Source organism: Pseudomonas brassicacearum (assembly GCF_003732225.1).
In the GTDB taxonomy this organism is placed as follows: Bacteria; Pseudomonadota; Gammaproteobacteria; order Pseudomonadales; family Pseudomonadaceae; genus Aquipseudomonas; species Aquipseudomonas brassicacearum_E.
In genome coordinates this window covers 455,522-472,778 of record NZ_MOBJ01000009.1, presented here as the reverse complement: position 1 = coordinate 472,778, position 17,257 = coordinate 455,522, and the positions used below count along the sequence as shown (strand labels likewise).

14 protein-coding genes are annotated in these 17,257 nt (G+C 61.5%); 3 read left to right on the top strand and 11 right to left on the bottom strand.

All coding sequences use genetic code 11. The features are described 5' to 3' along the window. Nucleotides 1-15: 15 nt before the first annotated feature. Nucleotides 16-2,640, bottom strand: coding sequence for an MGH1-like glycoside hydrolase domain-containing protein (locus BK659_RS15810; RefSeq protein ID WP_123425939.1), 2,625 nt, complete (start codon nt 2,638-2,640; stop codon nt 16-18). Nucleotides 2,641-2,780: 140 nt separating this feature from the next. On the opposite strand from BK659_RS15810, the gene BK659_RS15805 reads away from it, so the two are divergent. Further along, complete coding sequence (locus BK659_RS15805) at nt 2,781-3,644, top strand: LysR family transcriptional regulator (RefSeq protein WP_123425938.1); 864 nt, start codon at nt 2,781-2,783, stop codon at nt 3,642-3,644. Between the two features lie 112 nt (nt 3,645-3,756). Then, nucleotides 3,757-4,911: a sterol desaturase/SRPBCC family protein gene (locus BK659_RS15800; RefSeq protein WP_123426100.1), complete on the top strand. Its 1,155-nt coding sequence runs from the start codon at nt 3,757-3,759 to the stop codon at nt 4,909-4,911. 64 nt (nt 4,912-4,975) lie between these two features. On the opposite strand, the gene BK659_RS15795 is transcribed toward BK659_RS15800, so the two are convergent. The 9 genes from BK659_RS15795 to BK659_RS15755 form a co-directional block, all read right to left on the bottom strand. Then, nucleotides 4,976-5,215 carry an HP1242/YdcH family protein gene (locus BK659_RS15795; RefSeq protein WP_123425937.1) on the bottom strand — a complete coding sequence of 80 codons (240 nt, stop codon included), beginning with the start codon at nt 5,213-5,215 and terminating at the stop codon, nt 4,976-4,978. Between the two features lie 346 nt (nt 5,216-5,561). Beyond that, nucleotides 5,562-6,221 carry a DUF799 domain-containing protein gene (locus BK659_RS15790; RefSeq protein ID WP_123425936.1) on the bottom strand — a complete coding sequence of 220 codons (660 nt, stop codon included), beginning with the start codon at nt 6,219-6,221 and terminating at the stop codon, nt 5,562-5,564. Then, the gene (locus BK659_RS15785; RefSeq protein ID WP_404942536.1) at nt 6,218-6,574 is read right to left on the bottom strand and encodes a DUF4810 domain-containing protein; all 357 of its coding nucleotides are present in this window, start codon (nt 6,572-6,574) and stop codon (nt 6,218-6,220) included. The genes BK659_RS15790 and BK659_RS15785 overlap by 4 nt, the downstream gene beginning before the upstream one ends. A gap of 45 nt (nt 6,575-6,619) precedes the next feature. Then, nucleotides 6,620-7,294, bottom strand: coding sequence for a CsgG/HfaB family protein (locus BK659_RS15780; protein WP_185015382.1), 675 nt, complete (start codon nt 7,292-7,294; stop codon nt 6,620-6,622). A gap of 203 nt (nt 7,295-7,497) precedes the next feature. Next, entirely contained in the window at nt 7,498-10,596 is a 3,099-nt protein-coding gene (locus BK659_RS15775; RefSeq protein ID WP_221178154.1) for an error-prone DNA polymerase, read from the bottom strand. Next, nucleotides 10,572-11,987: a Y-family DNA polymerase gene (locus tag BK659_RS15770; RefSeq protein WP_123425932.1), complete on the bottom strand. Its 1,416-nt coding sequence runs from the start codon at nt 11,985-11,987 to the stop codon at nt 10,572-10,574. The genes BK659_RS15775 and BK659_RS15770 overlap by 25 nt, the downstream gene beginning before the upstream one ends. A gap of 7 nt (nt 11,988-11,994) precedes the next feature. Then, on the bottom strand, nt 11,995-12,612 hold the full coding sequence (gene imuA / locus BK659_RS15765) for a translesion DNA synthesis-associated protein ImuA (protein WP_123425931.1): 618 nt from the start codon (nt 12,610-12,612) through the stop codon (nt 11,995-11,997). Further along, complete coding sequence (gene lexA / locus BK659_RS15760) at nt 12,612-13,229, bottom strand: transcriptional repressor LexA (RefSeq protein WP_123425930.1); 618 nt, start codon at nt 13,227-13,229, stop codon at nt 12,612-12,614. Before lexA ends, imuA begins: the two co-directional genes overlap by 1 nt. Nucleotides 13,230-13,276: 47 nt before the next feature. Then, the gene (locus tag BK659_RS15755) at nt 13,277-14,194 is read right to left on the bottom strand and encodes a LysR family transcriptional regulator (protein ID WP_123425929.1); all 918 of its coding nucleotides are present in this window, start codon (nt 14,192-14,194) and stop codon (nt 13,277-13,279) included. 104 nt (nt 14,195-14,298) lie between these two features. On the opposite strand from BK659_RS15755, the gene BK659_RS15750 reads away from it, so the two are divergent. Continuing rightward, nucleotides 14,299-16,044 carry an amidohydrolase gene (locus BK659_RS15750; protein WP_123425928.1) on the top strand — a complete coding sequence of 582 codons (1,746 nt, stop codon included), beginning with the start codon at nt 14,299-14,301 and terminating at the stop codon, nt 16,042-16,044. An 82-nt stretch (nt 16,045-16,126) separates the two neighbouring features. On the opposite strand, the gene BK659_RS15745 is transcribed toward BK659_RS15750, so the two are convergent. Beyond that, nucleotides 16,127-17,014 carry a Dyp-type peroxidase gene (locus tag BK659_RS15745; RefSeq protein WP_123425927.1) on the bottom strand — a complete coding sequence of 296 codons (888 nt, stop codon included), beginning with the start codon at nt 17,012-17,014 and terminating at the stop codon, nt 16,127-16,129. Between the last annotated feature and the right edge of the window lie 243 nt (nt 17,015-17,257).

The window sequence follows — 17,257 nt, the reverse complement described above, 5'->3', positions numbered from 1 at the left end:
CTCCTACAATAATAATTACAACAACAATGCCACCAGCGCGCTCCAGCCGGTTTGATGGGAGGCGCCGAGGCCACGGCCGGTTTCGCCGTGGAAGTACTCGTGAAACAGCACCAGGTCACGGCTCAACGGGTCGGCCTGGAGCTGCGCGAAGCCGGCCATCGACGGTCGGCTACCGTTTTCATCCCGCAGAAACAGCCGAGTCAGGCGCTGACTCAAGCTGTCGGCCACCTCGGCAAGCGACGCCAGATAACCTGAACCACTGGGATATTCGACCGAAAAATTTTCGTCGTAGTACCGATGAAACTCACGCAACGACTCAATCAACATGTAGTTGATCGGCATCCACAACGGCCCGCGCCAGTTGGAATTACCACCGTACAGCCGCGAACCGGATTCCGCCGGCTCATAGTGGGCACACAGTTTATTACCGTTGATCTGCATGCCAAAGGGATGTTCGGCAAAGGCTTTGGACAAGGAGCGAACGCCGAATTCGGAGAGAAACTCAGCCTCATCGAGCATGCGTTTGAGCAGGTCTTTGGTGCGCTCGCCACGCAACAGCGCAAGCAGCATCCGATTACCTTCTCCGGGTTCGGTCCAGCGTGAAACCAGACTCGCCAGATCCGGCCGGTGGTGCATGAACCCCAATAATCGCTCACGCAAACCCGGCAACCCTTCGTGCTCGTGCTGTTCCAGCACCTGTACCGCAAACAGCGGCATCAAGCCGACGATGGAGCGCAGTCGCAGCGGTTCGCTGACCCCGTCGGGACGGTGCAGAACGTCGTAGAAAAACTGATCCTGCTCATCCCACAAACCTTCATCGGCATAGTCCACGCGGTTGATGGCGCCAGCGATGTAGAGGAAGTGCTCGAAGAACTTCACAGCGATGTCGACGTACACCGGATTGCGCTTGGCCAGTTCCAGGGCGATGCGCATCAAGTCCAGCGCATACGCCGCAACCCACGCCGTGCCGTCGGCCTGATCCAGTTGAAATCCAGGCGGTAACACGGCCGAGCGGTCGAACAGCGCAATGTTGTCCAGCCCCAGAAACCCGCCCTGGAACAGGTTGCGACCTTCGGCATCCTTGCGGTTGACCCACCAGGAAAAATTCAGCAGCAGCTTGTGGAAGATCCGCTCGAGAAAATCCATATCGCCGACACCGGTCAAGGCCTTGTCACGCTGATACACCCGCCAACTGGCCCAGGCATGCACCGGCGGGTTGGCATCGTCGAAACGCCACTCGTAGGCCGGCAACTGGCCGTTGGGGTGCATGAAACGGTCTTTGACCAACAGCAGCAGTTGATGCTTGGCAAAACCTGGATCGATCAGCGCATAAGCAACGGCCTGAAAACCCAGGTCCCACGAGGCGTACCAAGGATATTCCCAGGTGTCGGGCATGGAAACGATGTCGGCGTTCGACAAATGCCGCCAATGAGTGTTGCGGATATGCAGCCGCCCGGGCGGTGGCGACGGTTGACCAGGGTCGCCGTCGAGCCATCGATTGACGTCAAAGTAATACAGCTGCTTGGACCAGAGCAGCCCGGCCAACGCCTGACGCTGAACGTTACGCGCGTCTGGATCGGGCATCCGGGCTTGCAGCACGGCGTAATAGTCATCGGCTTCAGAGCGGCGACGCTCGAACAGCGCTTTGGCGTTGACCTTGGGCGCGCGAACCGGGGCGAAACGCAGGTAGACGCTTTTGCTCGCCAGCCCGTCCAGTTCCAGAACGAAATGCGCAGCCACCCGAGTACCCGAATCACGACGGATAGCAGCAGCGGCGCCGTCCGCCAGATAATCGTTGATGCCATCCTTGAACGGGCCGTTGGCTGGCGTACCATCGAGTTTCGGATGATTGGTCTGGTTGTCGCAGAACAGCCACTCGCACCCCGCCTCGCCCCAGGCACTGAGTTGCCGGTCCGCCAACATCGGGTGCTGCGCCATGACCGAGTCGCCGGTCAGCGTCAGGCTGGGCATGTGCCTGTCACCGCCCCAACTCCAGGTGTTGCGCGCCCACACCTGCGGCAGTACTCGCAGACGCGCCGGCTGATCAGAACGGTTGTGCGCGGTGACCCGCATCAACAGGTCGTCCGGGCTGCGCTTGGCGTATTCCACCGTCACATCAAAGTAGCGATCGTCGTCAAACACGCCGGTATCAAGGATTTCATACTCGCCATCGTCCAGCCCGCGACGGGCGTTCTCGGCCACCAGCTCGGCATAGGGAAACGCCCGCTGCGGGTACTTGTAGAGCATGCGCATGTAGGCATGGCTCGGTACCCCGTCGACGTAGAAATACAGCTCTTTGACGTCCTCGCCGTGATTGCCTTCGGCATTGTTCAGGCCAAACAGACGTTCCTTGAGAATCGGGTCGCGCTCGTTCCACAGCCCCAACCCGATGCACCAGTGCTGGGCTCGGTCGCAGAACCCCGCCAACCCGTCCTCGCCCCAACGATAAGCCCGGCTGCGGGCATGCTCATGCGGGAAATACCTCCAGGCGTCGCCATCGGCGCTGTAATCCTCGCGCACCGTGCCCCACTGCCGTTCACTCAAGTACGGCCCCCACTCACGCCAGCGCTCAGCCTCATCACCCGCCAAACGTTGGCCTTCGACGGTGTCGAGAATGTTCGCGGCCGACTTTGCTGTCATGGGAACGTCCGTTGTTATTGGGGTCTTTTGCAGTGTAGAGCGAGGACTCGCGCCGATGCACGCCGCATCCGTAGCATTCAGCTCGAGTTCAGGCTGACGCTTGCTCTACACTGCTGGGCTCTTTACGTCAGCGACTGCTTATGGACATCGATCTCGCCCGCACCTTTCTGGAAATCGTTCGCTGCGGCAGTCTTGCGGCTGCCGCCGAAAAGCTCCACGTCACCCAGACAGCAATTACCGCGCGGGTGCAGAAGCTCGAAAGCCAACTCGCCAGCACCCTGTTCGTGCGCAACCGCGCCGGTGCTCGCCTGACTGCGGACGGCGAAGCTTTCGTGGTCTACGCCAATCAGTTGGTGCAAACCTGGGAAGCGGCGCGTCGGGATCTACCACTGCCGGAAGGCTACCGCAATGTGCTGCACATCGGCGGCGAGGTCAGTTTGTGCAACCCGTTGATGCTCAGTTGGGCCCGTGAATTGCGCGAGAAGATCCCCAGCCATGCGTTGCGCACGGAAATCCGCGACGGCGAAAACCTGCTGCGTCAGCTGGAAATGGGCGTGCTGGATGCCGCGCTGGTATTTCAACCCGAGTACTGGCCACGGCTGCAAGTGGAGCAACTGCTGGAGGAAAAACTCATCCAGGTGCGCCTGCCGTCCAGGCCCGAGCCCTATGTCTATATCGACTGGGGCAAGGAGTTTCGCCGCCAGCACGACGCGGCGCTGCCGGACAAGGCCAAAGCCGCGTTAAGCTTCAACCTCGGCCCTCTGGCGCTGCAATACATCCTGCAAAACGGTGGCACCGGTTATTTCCGCACTCGGGTGGTCCAGACCTACCTCGACAACGGTGTGCTGGAACGGGTGCCCAAAGCCCCGGAATTCAGCTACCCGACGTATCTGGTGTACTCGCGGGATCGCGACTCGGCGGTGCTGCAACAGGCGTTCGAGCTGCTACGGGAACTGGTCAAGGCCGACAGCGACTGGTCGCAACGCTGGAACCCCTTGATCTAAACAACATCCACGCCCGTTCGGCGTGAATACCCACCCATTTCCAACATCCATTGGCCAGATAATTTCGCCGCGACTAGTCTTGCTTTTATAACAACGACAACAGGTGATCGCGGTGAGGCAAACCACGCAGGCGTTTCGTGCACGCTATCGAGCTGATATTCATCGGCTCTACAACCCGTGGCTGCACGGTGGTTTTGTACTGGCCTTCGGGGGGCTGGGTATCACGCTGTTCTGGAGCACCGTGCATCAGGTGCAACCGCTGGAATGGCTGGCGGTGCCGCTGACGTTGCTGTTTTTCAATTTCGCCGTTTACGTGGTGCACCGGCATCTGGGCCATCACAAAAGGACCTTTGCGCGGCTGTTCTATGCCCGGCACGCCGGCGATCACCACAGTTTTTTCACCCCCGGCCACATGACCTACGACACGGTGCGCGACTGGCGGGTGATTCTGTTTCCGGCCTGGCTGATCGTGCTGCACAGCCTGGTAATCACCCTGCCGGCCTGGTGGCTGTTCCAACACCTCAATGGCAACGTCGCCGGGCTGTTCGCAGGCTGCATGATCCTCGGCTACCTGACCTACGAGGTGTTTCACGCCTGCGAACATCTGCCGCCGAGCAATCCCGTCACCCGCCTGCCGTGGATTCGCCAGATGCGCCGTCTGCACGAACTGCATCATCGTCGCGAGCTGATGCAGGAACGCAATTTCAATATCGTTTTACCGCTGATGGACTACCTTTTCGGCACGCTGTACTGGGAAGACGAACCCGATCATTCGCACCTTCAAACGAGGCGAGCGCCGATGACCCGCATGCAGCACCAGATCGACATCGCGCGCGACCCGATCGCCGTGCTCGCCTACGCCAGCACCGCGACGCGTTGGCCCGAGTGGCACCCTTCATCACTGAAAGTCGACGGCCAACAAGGGCCGCTGCACGCGGGTTCACGTTTTGAAGAGGAGATTCATGCTGGCGGGCGTGCCGGGCATTTGAGCTGGGAGGTCAACGAATACCTGCCGGGCCGCCGCTGGAGCGCTCGGGCTCAGGGTAATCATGGCCTGGAACTGCTGGTGACGTATGAATGCGCCAGCGAGGGTGATGGCACGCGCTTCGTTCGCACTCTGGAATATCGCTTCAGCGGATGGCGGATGCGCCTGGCCAATCAACTGTTGCTCAAGCGGCGTATCGAACACGAATCGGCGGCCTCGATGCTGGCGCTGCGCGATATGGTGCAACGGACGATCCCGGCCCAGACAGGCGTAGTCGCCTGATTAGCGTTACAACCATCAGATCAGGCTGCCGAACAGGGGGCGACACTGCGCCCCCATACGTTGGTCACGTTCTGGCAGTACCGTTCAAACTCCGGGATATTTCGTCTTTGATCGAAAGGCGCTTTTCCTTGAGCTTCCTCACTTCGTCATCCGCCAGAGCCTGGGCTTCTGCCTTCAGGACCAGCTTGTCGATATCCGAATATTTATCCAGCAGCGCGTTCAGGTGAGGATCATTGGCACGCTTTTGCTGAATGACTTCCTTTGAGCAGCTCAGGTCCTGATACAGGTCATGGTTCACCGGCATGGAACACCTCCGTTTGTTGATCGGTGGCGAACGCCTTTGCACGCGCTCACCAGTTATCAGAATGGCCTCGCTCGGCGGTTGCTGTCGACTATCAATCAGACCAGCGGTGCCCGTTGGTCGGACGTGCCGTTATCGTCACCGCATTGCGTCGTTCAACCACCAGAATAGTTTCGTGCTCGCTGTTGTGCCGGGCACCGCGCCGAGGGGATTGAGCGCAAGCCAGGTAAGACGTTTGGCAGGGTTACGGCTTACATAGAGCAGGCTGCGATCTTTTGCCGTATTGAGACAGCCGAAGACAAGATCAAAAGATCGCAGCCTTCGGCAGCTCCTACGCCGGTCTACAAGATCAGTCGGTGCCGTACTTCGGCGAACGCGGCCCGTACAGCAAGCCCGCCGGGTGCCCTGCCGACAACAGTCGTGCACTGGTGATACCGGCAATCGGGTGACCGGCGTCGGTAGAGCTGTTGATAATCTGCTTGACCGCTGCGGTGATCAGCACACCCAGCAAGCCGCCACCACTGTTGTTGTTACCCTCTTCGCTCGACGCGCTGGCCGAGCCGGTCCACAGGGTAGTACCCGTCTTGAGGTCTACCAGTTTTGCGCTGGCGGTAACTACGGTTGCACTGGAGATCACCATGTAGCGGGTGCCGTAGTCAGTCACGGTAATGTAGAGCGCGGCATCGGCACCGAAGATCTCGCGGAGTTTGTTGGCCGGAGCCTGGTGGATGTCCGCCGGCGTGGTCAGGCCGTTCTGGTGGAACGTCTCGTCGACCAGCGCGATCGGCAGAACGTAGTAACCGGCTTCAGCCAGCGGATACGTAACCTGCGAGAGCATGCTGTAGGACGCCTTGACGTCCGGCGAATTGTTCAGCGGCGGCAGCACCAGAATGGTTTTTGGACGGCTTTGCTTGTAAGCCGAGTAGTCCACGGTCTTGGGGCTGACGCAACCGCCGAGGACTGCCAGGGCCAGCAGGCCGGCCATCAGTTTCAATGAGCGCGCAATCATTGGGTGTCTCCGGTCTTGGCGTTTTTAAGCAGAAAGTCCATGTACTGCGCCGACTCGGGAAACAGGGTCTTCTCGGTTCTGAACTGCTGCACCATCTGATCGTCCTTGCCCAGGCTCAGGTACAACAGCCCCAGGTGGGCGTGGTAGCCAGGCGGCGGCGTCTTGCCGGTGGACTTGATTTTTTGCAGGTCGCGCTCCAGCGCTTCGGCCTGAGCTTCCTTGGGCTCTTCGCCTTTGAAATACTCATAAACCTGTGGCTGGTAGTCTTCCCACTGGTAAAGGGTTTTCGGACTGTTGCATCCGGCCAGCAGGCCACTCATCAGCAACATCGACGCTATCGGCGCCCACGACATATAACGCTTGAACATGCTTGTACTGCTCCTTGTCATCGACCTTGATCAGTTGCCCGGTTTCCATGCACCGGAATTCATGCCGTCCACCAGACGATTGATCGCCTCGCGCATGGCCAGGTCGAGCACCTTGCCGTTGAGGGTCGAATCGTAGGCAGCGGTACCGCCGAAGCCGATGACTTCACGGTTGGACAAGGCGTATTCACCCGCGCCCTGAGTCGAATAGACGACTTCCGAAGTGCTGATGTTGACGATGTTCAAGTTGACCTTGGCGTACGCCACCTGGGTCTTGCCGCGGCCAAGAATGCCGAACAACTGATGATCACCGGTCTCTTTGCGGCCGAACTCGGTGACATCGCCGGTCACCACAAAGTCAGCCCCCTTGAGGCGCTGAGCCTGGCCTTTGATCGACGCTTCCTGCTGGATCTCGCCCATGTTGTCGCGGTCCAGCACGCTGAAGCGGTTGGTCTGCTGCAAGTGAGTGATCAGGATGGTCTTGGCCTGGCCGCCGAGGCGATCCACGCCGTCGGAGAAAATCCCGCGCATGTAGCTCGAACGGTTGTCGAACTTGCCGACCGCCATTGGCACTCGAACACCGGAATAGGCATGGCTGGCGCTTTCGACTTTTTCTACCGGCAATGCCCGGGAGCTTTCGGTCGCACACCCGGCGATTGCACCCAATACGGCAATCGCTGCCCCTGACACCACCATTCGAGAGATCATTCTCACTGTGCATTCCTTCTGAAAAAACGGTTTATCCCGGCGTGGCCGTGCCCTGCCACTGCTGGGTGCGGTGGCGAAAAGCGGTGGGGATTTGAATCGACAATCGACGTGCAGGACGTCAGCAGGCGGCATTATGCCAAAGTGCCACTATTGATGACAGTATTTATATTTTTTGGCGTCAGTTTCTTGAATGATCATGGCGACTAGTGAAAATCCCGGCTATGCACGCTGATGCCGTTGAGCAACGGACTCAGGTCACTCAAGCGTCCGGCGATCAGGTGCCGGACTTCGCCGACCTTCTCCCAGCGCCCGTCGATCTTGAGCAGTTGCGAGCCAATCAGTGCTTTGCGTTGACGCTCGGCGAGGTCGCGCCAGACCACGACATTGATGTTGCCGAACTCGTCTTCAAGGGTCACGAAAGTCACACCACTGGCCGTGCCCGGGCGTTGGCGGCCGGTGACCAGGCCGGCGATGCTGACGTTGCGCCCATGTTCGACTTCAAGCAGTTCCCGTGAACTGCGGCAACGTCGGGCACGCAACTCATCGCGCAACAATGCCAGCGGATGCGGGCCGAGTGTGGTGCCAACACTGCTGTAGTCGGCTTGCAGGTCCTCGCTCACGGTCGGCTTGGGCAACACCACGCAAGGCTCTTCCTGGCTCGGCAACCCGGCGAACAATCCAAGTTGTTTCTGTACCCCCGCCACTTCCCAGCGTGCGCGATGGCGATCACCGGCCAGCCTGCGCAAGGCTCCGGCATCGGCCAGTTGCTCTTGCGCACGAGCATCGAGTCGGGCGCGCTCGCCAAGGTCGGCGATGTCGATGAATTCGCCTCGCAAACGCGCCGCTTCGATACGCCGGGCGTCGTCTTCACGAAAACCCTTGATCATGCGCAACCCCAAGCGAATCGCCGGTTGCTCGCCGTCAGTCGGCTCCAGGCTGCAATCCCAGTCGCTGGCGGCCACGTCCACCGGGCGGATCTGCAAATGATGCCGTCGAGCGTCCTGGAGAATCTGGTCCGGGCTGTAGAAACCCATCGGCCAACTGTTGATCAGCGCACAGGCGAACGCCGCCGGTTCATGGCATTTCAACCAGCAACTGGCGTAGGTCAGCAAGGCAAAACTGGCGGCGTGGGACTCGGGAAAACCGTAGCTGCCAAAGCCCTTGATCTGCTCGAAGATCTGCGCGGCGAATTCCTCCGTGTAACCGTTTTTCAGCATGCCTTCACGAAGGCGTTTCTGGTGCGGTTCAAGGCCGCCATGGCGCTTCCAGGCCGCCATGGAACGGCGCAACTGATCAGCCTCGCCGGGGCTGTAGTCGGCGGCCACAATCGCAATCTGCATGACCTGCTCCTGAAACAACGGCACGCCGAGGGTGCGCTTGAGCACGGCCTCCAGCTTCACCGAGGGGTAGGTTTCAGGTTCTTCCTTGTTACGTCGCCGCAGGTACGGGTGCACCATCCCGCCCTGGATCGGGCCGGGACGGACGATGGCCACTTCGATCACCAGGTCATAGAAGTTTTGGGGTTTGAGTCGGGGCAACATCGACATCTGCGCCCGGGACTCGATCTGGAACACCCCGATGGTGTCGGCGCGGCTGATCATCTCGTAGGTTTGCCGGTCCTCGGACGGTATGTTGGCCAGGCTCAGGTCCCGCCCGCGATGGTCGCGCAGCAAGTCGAAACAGCGACGAATGGCGCTGAGCATGCCGAGGGCGAGAATGTCGACCTTGAGCAGGCCGACCATGTCCAGGTCGTCCTTGTCCCACTGGATGATCGTACGCTCGGCCATGGCCGCATTTTCCACCGGCACCAGGCTGTCCAGCGGCTGCTCGGAAATCACGAAACCACCTGGATGCTGGGACAGGTGTCGGGGGAAGCCGATCAACTGCCGGGTCAGGCTCAGCACCTGGCGCAGCACCGGGCTGTCCGGGTCGAAGCCAGCTTCGCGCAAACGCTCCAGCGGCGGTACATCGTCGCTCCAATGGCCGCAACAATCGGCCAGCGCGTTGACCTGATCCGGCGGCAAACCAAGGGCCTTGGCCACGTCGCGAATCGCGCCGGCTCCGTGGTAAGTGCTGACCACCGCCGTCAACGCGGCCCGGGTTCGGCCGTAACGCTGGAACACGTACTGCAAGACTTCTTCGCGACGCTCATGCTCGAAGTCGACGTCGATATCCGGCGGCTCGTTGCGCTCTTTGGAGAGGAACCGCTCGAACAGCATGCTCGTCCGGCTCGGATCGATTTCGGTGATGCCCAAGGCGTAACACACCGCCGAGTTGGCGGCCGAACCGCGCCCCTGACACAGAATGCGCTGGCTGCGGGCGAAGCTGACGATGTCTTCGACGGTGAGGAAGTAACTCTCGTAACCGAGCTCGGCGATCAGCTTCAGTTCCTTTTCGATCAGCGCCATGACCGTGCAGTCCGGCCCCTCAGGCCAACGTCTGCTCAGGCCCTGTTCGGTCAACCGGCGTAGCCAGGAAGTCGGGGTCTGCCCTTCGGGCACCAGTTCACGCGGGTATTGGTAGCGCAACTGACCGAGATCGAAGGTGCAGCGTCGGGCAATGATCAGCGTTTCTTCAAGCAACGACTCTGGATACAGCTCGCGCAACGCCTCAAGGCTGCGCAAGTGCCGCTCGCCATTGGGATGCAAACGCTGCCCGGCGTCGGCGACCCGCACATGCAGACGAATCGCCGTCATGGTGTCCTGCAACGCGCGGCGGCCACGGGCGTGCATGTGCACATCACCGCTGGCCACCGCCGGAATCTGCAACCGCGTCGCCAAGGCCTGCCAATCGGCCAGACGCCGGACGTCGTTCTGCCCGCAGTGCAACTCAATCGCCAACCACAGCCGCTCGCCGAAAATACCTTTAAGCCAAGTGCCGTGTTCCAGCGCGTCGATCGTATCCGGCACCCACAACGCCAGCAGCCCGGGCAATGGCTCGCTGAAGTCTTCACGCAGCACCCGGTACTGACCCTTTTCCGTGCGCCGCCGGGCGTGGGTGATCAGCCGACACAGGGCCTGATAACCCTCAAGGTTTTCCACCAACAGCACCAGCTTCGGGCCATTCTCGATGCGCATTTCACTGCCGATGATCAGCGGCAACTCCAGCGCCTTGGCCGCTTGCCAGGCACGGACGATACCGGCCAGGGTGCACTCGTCGGTGATCGCCAGGGCCTGGTAACCCTGGCGTTTGGCCCGTTCGAACAGCTCGCGGGCACTCGATGCCCCCCGCTGGAAACTGAAGTTCGACAGGCAGTGCAGCTCGGCATAGTCGGCGCTCATGCGAACCAGCCTTGCAGCCACAGCGGCCCGGCCTCGCCCACCGCACGATAGGCCCAGGCCTTCGAGCCTGCGCGGGTTTCGATCAGGTAGTAATCGCGGCGCACATCGGCGCCATCCCACCAACCGGACTCGATGCGCTCCGGCCCCATGAGGATGCGCGCCGTGCCTTCATGCACGGGTAACGGCTCGGTCAGCAACCAGCCGGGACGTTGCACATCAGGCAGCACCGGACAGACCTGACTCTGCGCACTCGGCTGCCATGCACGCTCCGGTCGATGGTCGGCCTGAAAACCCAACCCCTGCACCGCCTCGTCCCCCAGCCGTGCACGCAGGCGTTCGCGCAGTTGCTCCCAGGGCAAGGATTGCTGCGGGCGCTCGTCGAACAGCTCCCGGCGCTGCGGGACGAAGCTCGGCAAGTCCTGCGCCGACAGCCGAAAACCGCGCACCGGAGCCTCGACCTGCACCTGTTCCAGCCGACCCCGAGCCAGTTCGAAGAGCATCGCCGGATCGCGCTCGGCGCTCAACAGGCCGACCTTGATCAGCGTATCCGGCAACCCGGCGTGTTCCAGGTGCAGGTCAAAGCGCTGCACGCCGCTGTCCCGGCCACACAAAAACGCCGAAAGATCGCCGGTCAGCCGGCGTAAGGGGAACAGCAATGCCTGATGGGATTGCACATCGAAATTCAGCTCGATCCGCACGTCGAAACGGTCCGGCGGCAGATAAAACCCCAAGGCCAGCGGCCGTTCGCCCAATAAGGTATCGAGGTGCTTGAGCACTTGCGCTTCGAAGCGTCGGGCCAGGGTTTGACGCGGCAGCGCCTGAACCTGGCTCAAGGTGCGCAAGCCCATGCGCGACAGTGCAGTGGCGACCGTTTGCTCAAGTCCGATCCGCTCGATGGGCATCTGCCCGAGCAATTGCCGCAGTGTTTCATTGTCCGGCACCGCCAGACCGTCATAGGCATTGGCCAGGATCCGGGCGGCCAGCGGATTGGGCGCCGCGACCAGTCGATGGCGAAAACCCAGCGCCGTGAGTTCTGCGCGTAACCGCGCCTCGAACTGCGGCCAGGGCCCGAACAACCCCAGGCTCGACTCGATTTCAAACAGCACGGCACGCGGGTAATGCACGCTGACCTGGGAGCTGAAGCGATAGGCCCAGGCGGCGAGAAACTGTTGCCAATGCTCGATTTCGGCCACGTCATAGTCGGCGCTGGCAAAGGCTTTGCTCAAGGCCTGGGCGGCAGTCATCGACTGGCCCGGGCGCAACCCCAGTGCCCGAGCCGGCTCATTGACCGCCTGCAACACCCGCCGCTGCGCCGGCCCGCTCAGCAGCGCCAGCGGTTCATCAGGATCGCTGCGCTGACGCAACACCGCGTCCAGCGCCAACTGCGGAAAAAGGATACAGACCCAACGCATGCCAACCTCACTGCCCCGTGGCGAAGGCAATCGGCGCCGAACGGGCCAGTCCGCCACGGCACTTGAGCACCCTTAACTGCGCAGGCCTCGAATCGATGGCGATGCGCAGGGCCGCCGGCGAAGGGTTGATGGCGTCCTTGATCGAGCGATAGGCAAACGCCAGGGTCTGCCCGGTTTCCGCCGCCACCTGCAGACGGCGCAAGGCGCGGTCATCCGCCTGTTGCGGCCAGCACAGCACCGCCCCGCAACTGCCCGAACGCAGGCATTGTTCCGCCGCCCACAGCGCCTCACGGTCACTGGCCTGGATGATCGACAACTGGCGCAGATCCACTCCGGCGTTCTGCCAGGCCTGGGGATACGGCACATGCGGCGGCGCCACCAGCACCACTCGCTCACCGGCGGTCGTCAGCCGGGCCAGGGCCGGCCATACCAATTGCACCTCGCCCACGCCCTGCCCGGCGATAAGGATTTCCGTCAGCGCCGCTTCCGGCCAGCCGCCGCTGGGCAAGGCCGCGTCCAGTGCTGCATGCCCGGTCGGTTGTGGGCTGACGCTGGGTGGCGCAGGCCGGCCTTTCCAGACCTGGCCGCCATTGAACAGCGTATCCAGCGCAACGACGGCGCCCATCACCCTTGCCTCACCAGACCACAGAACACCCCTTCAATCGCCAGATCCTGATCGGCGGTGACCACAATGGGGCTGTAAGCCGGGTTGCGCGGCAGCAACCGAATGCTGTCCCCTGCCCGTTCAAAACGTTTGATGGTGACTTCACCCTCAAGCCGCGCGACGACGATCTGGCCGTTCTGCACCTCGGCACTGCGGCGCACGCCCACCAGATCACCGTCGAGGATGCCGTCGCCGATCATCGAGTCGCCCTGAACCCGCAGCAGGTAGTCGGGCGTACGCGAGAACATTGCCGGATCCAGCCACAAGCGGCTGTGAACCTCGGCATCGACGCCCATCGGCGCACCGGCAGCCACCCGCCCGAGTACCGGAATATCCAGCAACTCGGGGCGACGCGGCTGATTGAGCAAGCGAATACCACGGGCCTGATGCGGATTGACCTCGATGAAGCCGGCCTCGGTCAGCGCCACTACGTGCTTGCGCGCCACGCTGCGCGAGGCAAAACCGAACGCCTCGCTGATTTCAGCGAGGCTCGGTGGCTGACCTTGCTGCGCGATGCGCTCGCGAATAAAGGTCAGGATGGCGGTACGGCGGGGAGTCAAAGTCGTCATGGAGTACATTTGTACTCCTCTCGACTTTTTCTGACAAGAACCGCCAGTCGTAACGCTTAGCTCAAGCCGCGCTGCCGCAGAAAAGCCGAAATGAAATCGATGAACGCGACCACCTTGGCGGTGGCCCGGCGATGGCTGGGATACACCGCCAGGATGTGCGAACCGAATGCGTCCGGATCAATCTCGTAGTCAGCCATCAACCGCACCAGCCGACCCTCCGCCAGATACGGCGCGGCGCTCCACAGTGGCGTGTGCAGCAGGCCGCGTCCTGCCAGCGCACCGGCCAACAGCAAGTCGTAATTGTCGCTTTTCAGGCGCGGCCGCGACGGCTGGGGCAAGCTGAGCCGTTGACCGTCGCGCTTGACCCACCAGAATTCACGGCTCAGGTCCGCATGTCGATAGAGCAGCCAGTGATGCTGATCGAGGGTCTGCGGCGTCACCGGAACCGGGTTGCGCGCCAGATATTCCGGGCTGGCACAAAGGGCCAGGCGATTGTCGCCGACGACTCGGGCGATCTGTCCGGGCAGGTCGTCATGACCTTCACGCAATGCCAGGTCGTAGCCGCTTTCGAGCAGATCGACGAACTCGTCGCACAGGTCGATGTGCAAGCTGATTTGCGGGTACTCATCGAGAAAGCCTGAGCATGCTTCGTCGAGAAACGCCCGACCGAAGGCCAGCGGCGCGGTGATTTTCAGGGTGCCCTGCAAACCATGCTGCAGCTGCAGGATCTCTTCGCTGACCTCTTGCAGACGTTGCAACACCTGGCGCGCGGTCTCCAGATAAAGCCGCCCGCTCTCGGTCAACAACGTGCGGCGGGTGCTGCGCTCGAACAAGCGCGCACCCAGTTCATCCTCCAGATGGCTGACCGCTTTGGTCAGCGCTGACGGGGTTTTACCCAGTTGCTGCGCAGCACGGCTGAAACTGCCGTGTTCCGCCGTCGCGACAAACATTTTCAAGGCACTGAGCTTGTCCATGGTTTTTCCATTCAGGCAAAAGGGTTTTGCTGGTTTCAGGCGTTCTACCCAGCGCGCCAAGCCACTAGTCTCGCTTCCAGACGAATAAAAACAAGGCACCCCGCATGAATAGATTGATCCCGACACTCCTGAGCTGCGCCGTGGCTTTTGCCTCGATGGAAGCCATGGCCGCCGCCGACCTGGTATTGATCAACGGCAAGATCTTCACCGCCAACCACGCCCATCCCAAGGTCCAGGCCCTGGCGGTGCAAGACGGCAAAGTGCTGCAGGTCGGCAGCGACGCGCAGATCAAGGCGTTGATCGAGCCCTCGACCCGCGTCATTGACCTGGCGGGCAAAACCCTGATGCCCGGCCTGATCGACAGCCACTCACACGCGATCTTCGGTGGCCTCGAACTGGCCTCGGCCAATATGGAAGATGAGCAAGTCAGCCTCGACGAACTGGAACAACGCCTGCGCGGCTGGCGTGACGACGGTAAGGCCCGGCACGGTGATGTGCTGAGTGTGGCCGGTATGAGTTCAACCTATTGGGCCCAGGCCGAAGCCTTCGCCCAGCGCTTCAATCAGGGTGAATGGGCGCAGGTACCCGTCGTGTTCATCGGCAGCGATCACCACACGGCTTGGGCCAATAACGTGATGCTCATGCGTGCCGGGATCGATGTCGCACTGATCAACAACCTGCCCGCTGCCGAGCGCGACACCATCGGCCGTCTGGCGAATGGCGCGCCCAACGGATTTCTGGTGGATGCGGGTTGGGACCGGGTCGCTTCGGTCATGCCCAAAGCGAGTCCGGCGGACCTGTTGCGCGCCGCCCAGGCTGCGCTGCGGTTCAACAACAGCCTGGGTATCACCGCCTGGATGGACCCGGCCGCCAACGCCGCGCCGGGGGAACCGGTGTTCGCCCTCAAGCCCACGGAAAAAACCGTTGGCGTCTTGCCGGTGTACAAGGCGTTGTCTGAAACCGGGGCAATGAGCGCGCACGTCGCCGCGTTGTTGGTGGCCAATCCGCGGAGCCGCCCGGCTGACCTCGACACGCTGGACATTGTGCGCAAGCAGTTCCAGGGCATCCCGAACCTGAGCCTGCCCGGCATCAAGATCTTCGCCGACGGCGTACTGGAATTCCCGGCACAGAGCGCGGCGCTGATCGATCCCTACAACAACTCGCACAAACAGGGCGAACTGCTGATCGATCCGGCGCATTTCGGTGAACTGGTCAGTGCCGCCGACCAGCGTGGCTGGCTGGTGCACATTCACGCCATTGGCGACCGCGCGGTACGTGAGTCGTTGAACGGCATCGAACAGGCACGCAAGGATCGACAAAGCGGCGTGACCCATTCCATCACCCACCTGCAACTGGTCAACCCCAAGGAGTTCACCCGTTTCAAGCCACTCAATGTGATCGCTTCGATGCAACTGCTCTGGGCCTCTGCCGACGAGTACACCCTGGACATGATCAAGCCGTACGTCAGCGCGCTCGCCTTCCGCTATCAGTACCCGGCGCACTCGTTGCTCAAGCAAGGCGCAACGATTGCCGGTGCGAGTGACTGGCCGGTGTCATCACCGAACCCGTTCAACGCGATGGCCCAGGCCATCACCCGCGTGGGGCCAAAAGGTGTATTGAACGCCGCCGAGGGCATCGACCGCGAGACCATGTTCTACGCCTACACCCTCAACGCCGCCCGGACCATTGGCCTGGAACAACAGATCGGTTCGCTCCAGCCCGGCAAGCAGGCGGACTTCATCATCGTCGACCGTGATGTGTTCAAGGTCGATGAAAAAGCCCTGCACGACACTCGGGTACTGAGCACCTGGTTCGCCGGCCGCGAAGTCTACGCCCCCGCCACACAGTGACATCTTGCCAGCGATGACATCCGCAAGACCCGCCATCGCCGGCAAGAGCTGGGCGCCCCTCCTACAGGATCTGCGTTAGCCTTCAGCCAATGTTCAACGCACGCAGATCCAGCCGATCATTCTTGAGCGGCGGGCACCAGTAGTAGCCGCCGGTGATCGGCCGGCTCATGCGGTACAGACCGTCAACGATGCCGTCTTCCAGGCCACTCATGCGGCGCAGTTGGGCTTCGAAAGCGTTGAAGGAATGTCCGAAGGCCAGGAACATCAGGCCGGCACGATCACCTTCGATCCACGGCATCGAGCGACGCACGATGAAGGCTTCGGGGGTGAAGCTTTCCTGGGCGGTGCGTTTGACGTGAGCAGAAATCGGCGCGTCGTCGAGCTCTTCGTTGTCGCTCTTGCGACGGCCAATGATGTTGTCCTGCTCATGGGACGGCAGCGCATTAAAACCGTTGAGATCATGCTGCCACTGCTGGATCGCGGCGAAACTGCCACCCACCGGACTGTCCTCACCCTCAGCCACCAGCGCTGCGGCAACGGCGGCTTCGTCGTGGGGGTTTTCGGTGCCGTCTTCATAGCCCGTCAGGTCGTGGCCACTCATGTGACGGAAGGCTTCGTTCATCTGCACCAGGCGCAACGCTGGAGCCAGCGCGACTTCCAGGGCACGGCTGCGGTTAAGCAACTCGCCGCGATCCTCACCGTGCAGCCAGCACCATAGCGCGTGCTGGGTCGAAGGGTTATCGACGCCAACGCCGATCATCGCCGGGAACGGTCGAAGCCCCGCTACTTTCACACCCAGTGCATTGACCAGCGACTTGCCAAAACCGACCACCGCCGACTTGCCGTCCACCAGTTGCATCAGGTTGTCGAGCGCAGCCGGCAAAGCCTCGGCGGATTCGAGAGCGAAAAACAAATGACGCGCCTGAGGCGGAACGGGGGTGGCAAGGATGCCCGGCTGGTAGTAACTCATGAGAACTCCTCTGGAAAGGAGCGAAGTTTAACCGGCACACAGCGATTTGTGTGCGTTGAAAGGCACAAGACCGGTGCAGACACGAAACTGTGCTGATGTCGCTCAATTCCCCCGTAGCAGCTGCCGAAGCAATCTGATAAAACGATTCAGCTATGCTGATGAGGGCGCGCATCCTACGCCGAGCCCAAGGCAGCAACAAGGATGATTTGTAGCCACTGGCCATCATTCTTGGAAAAGACACTG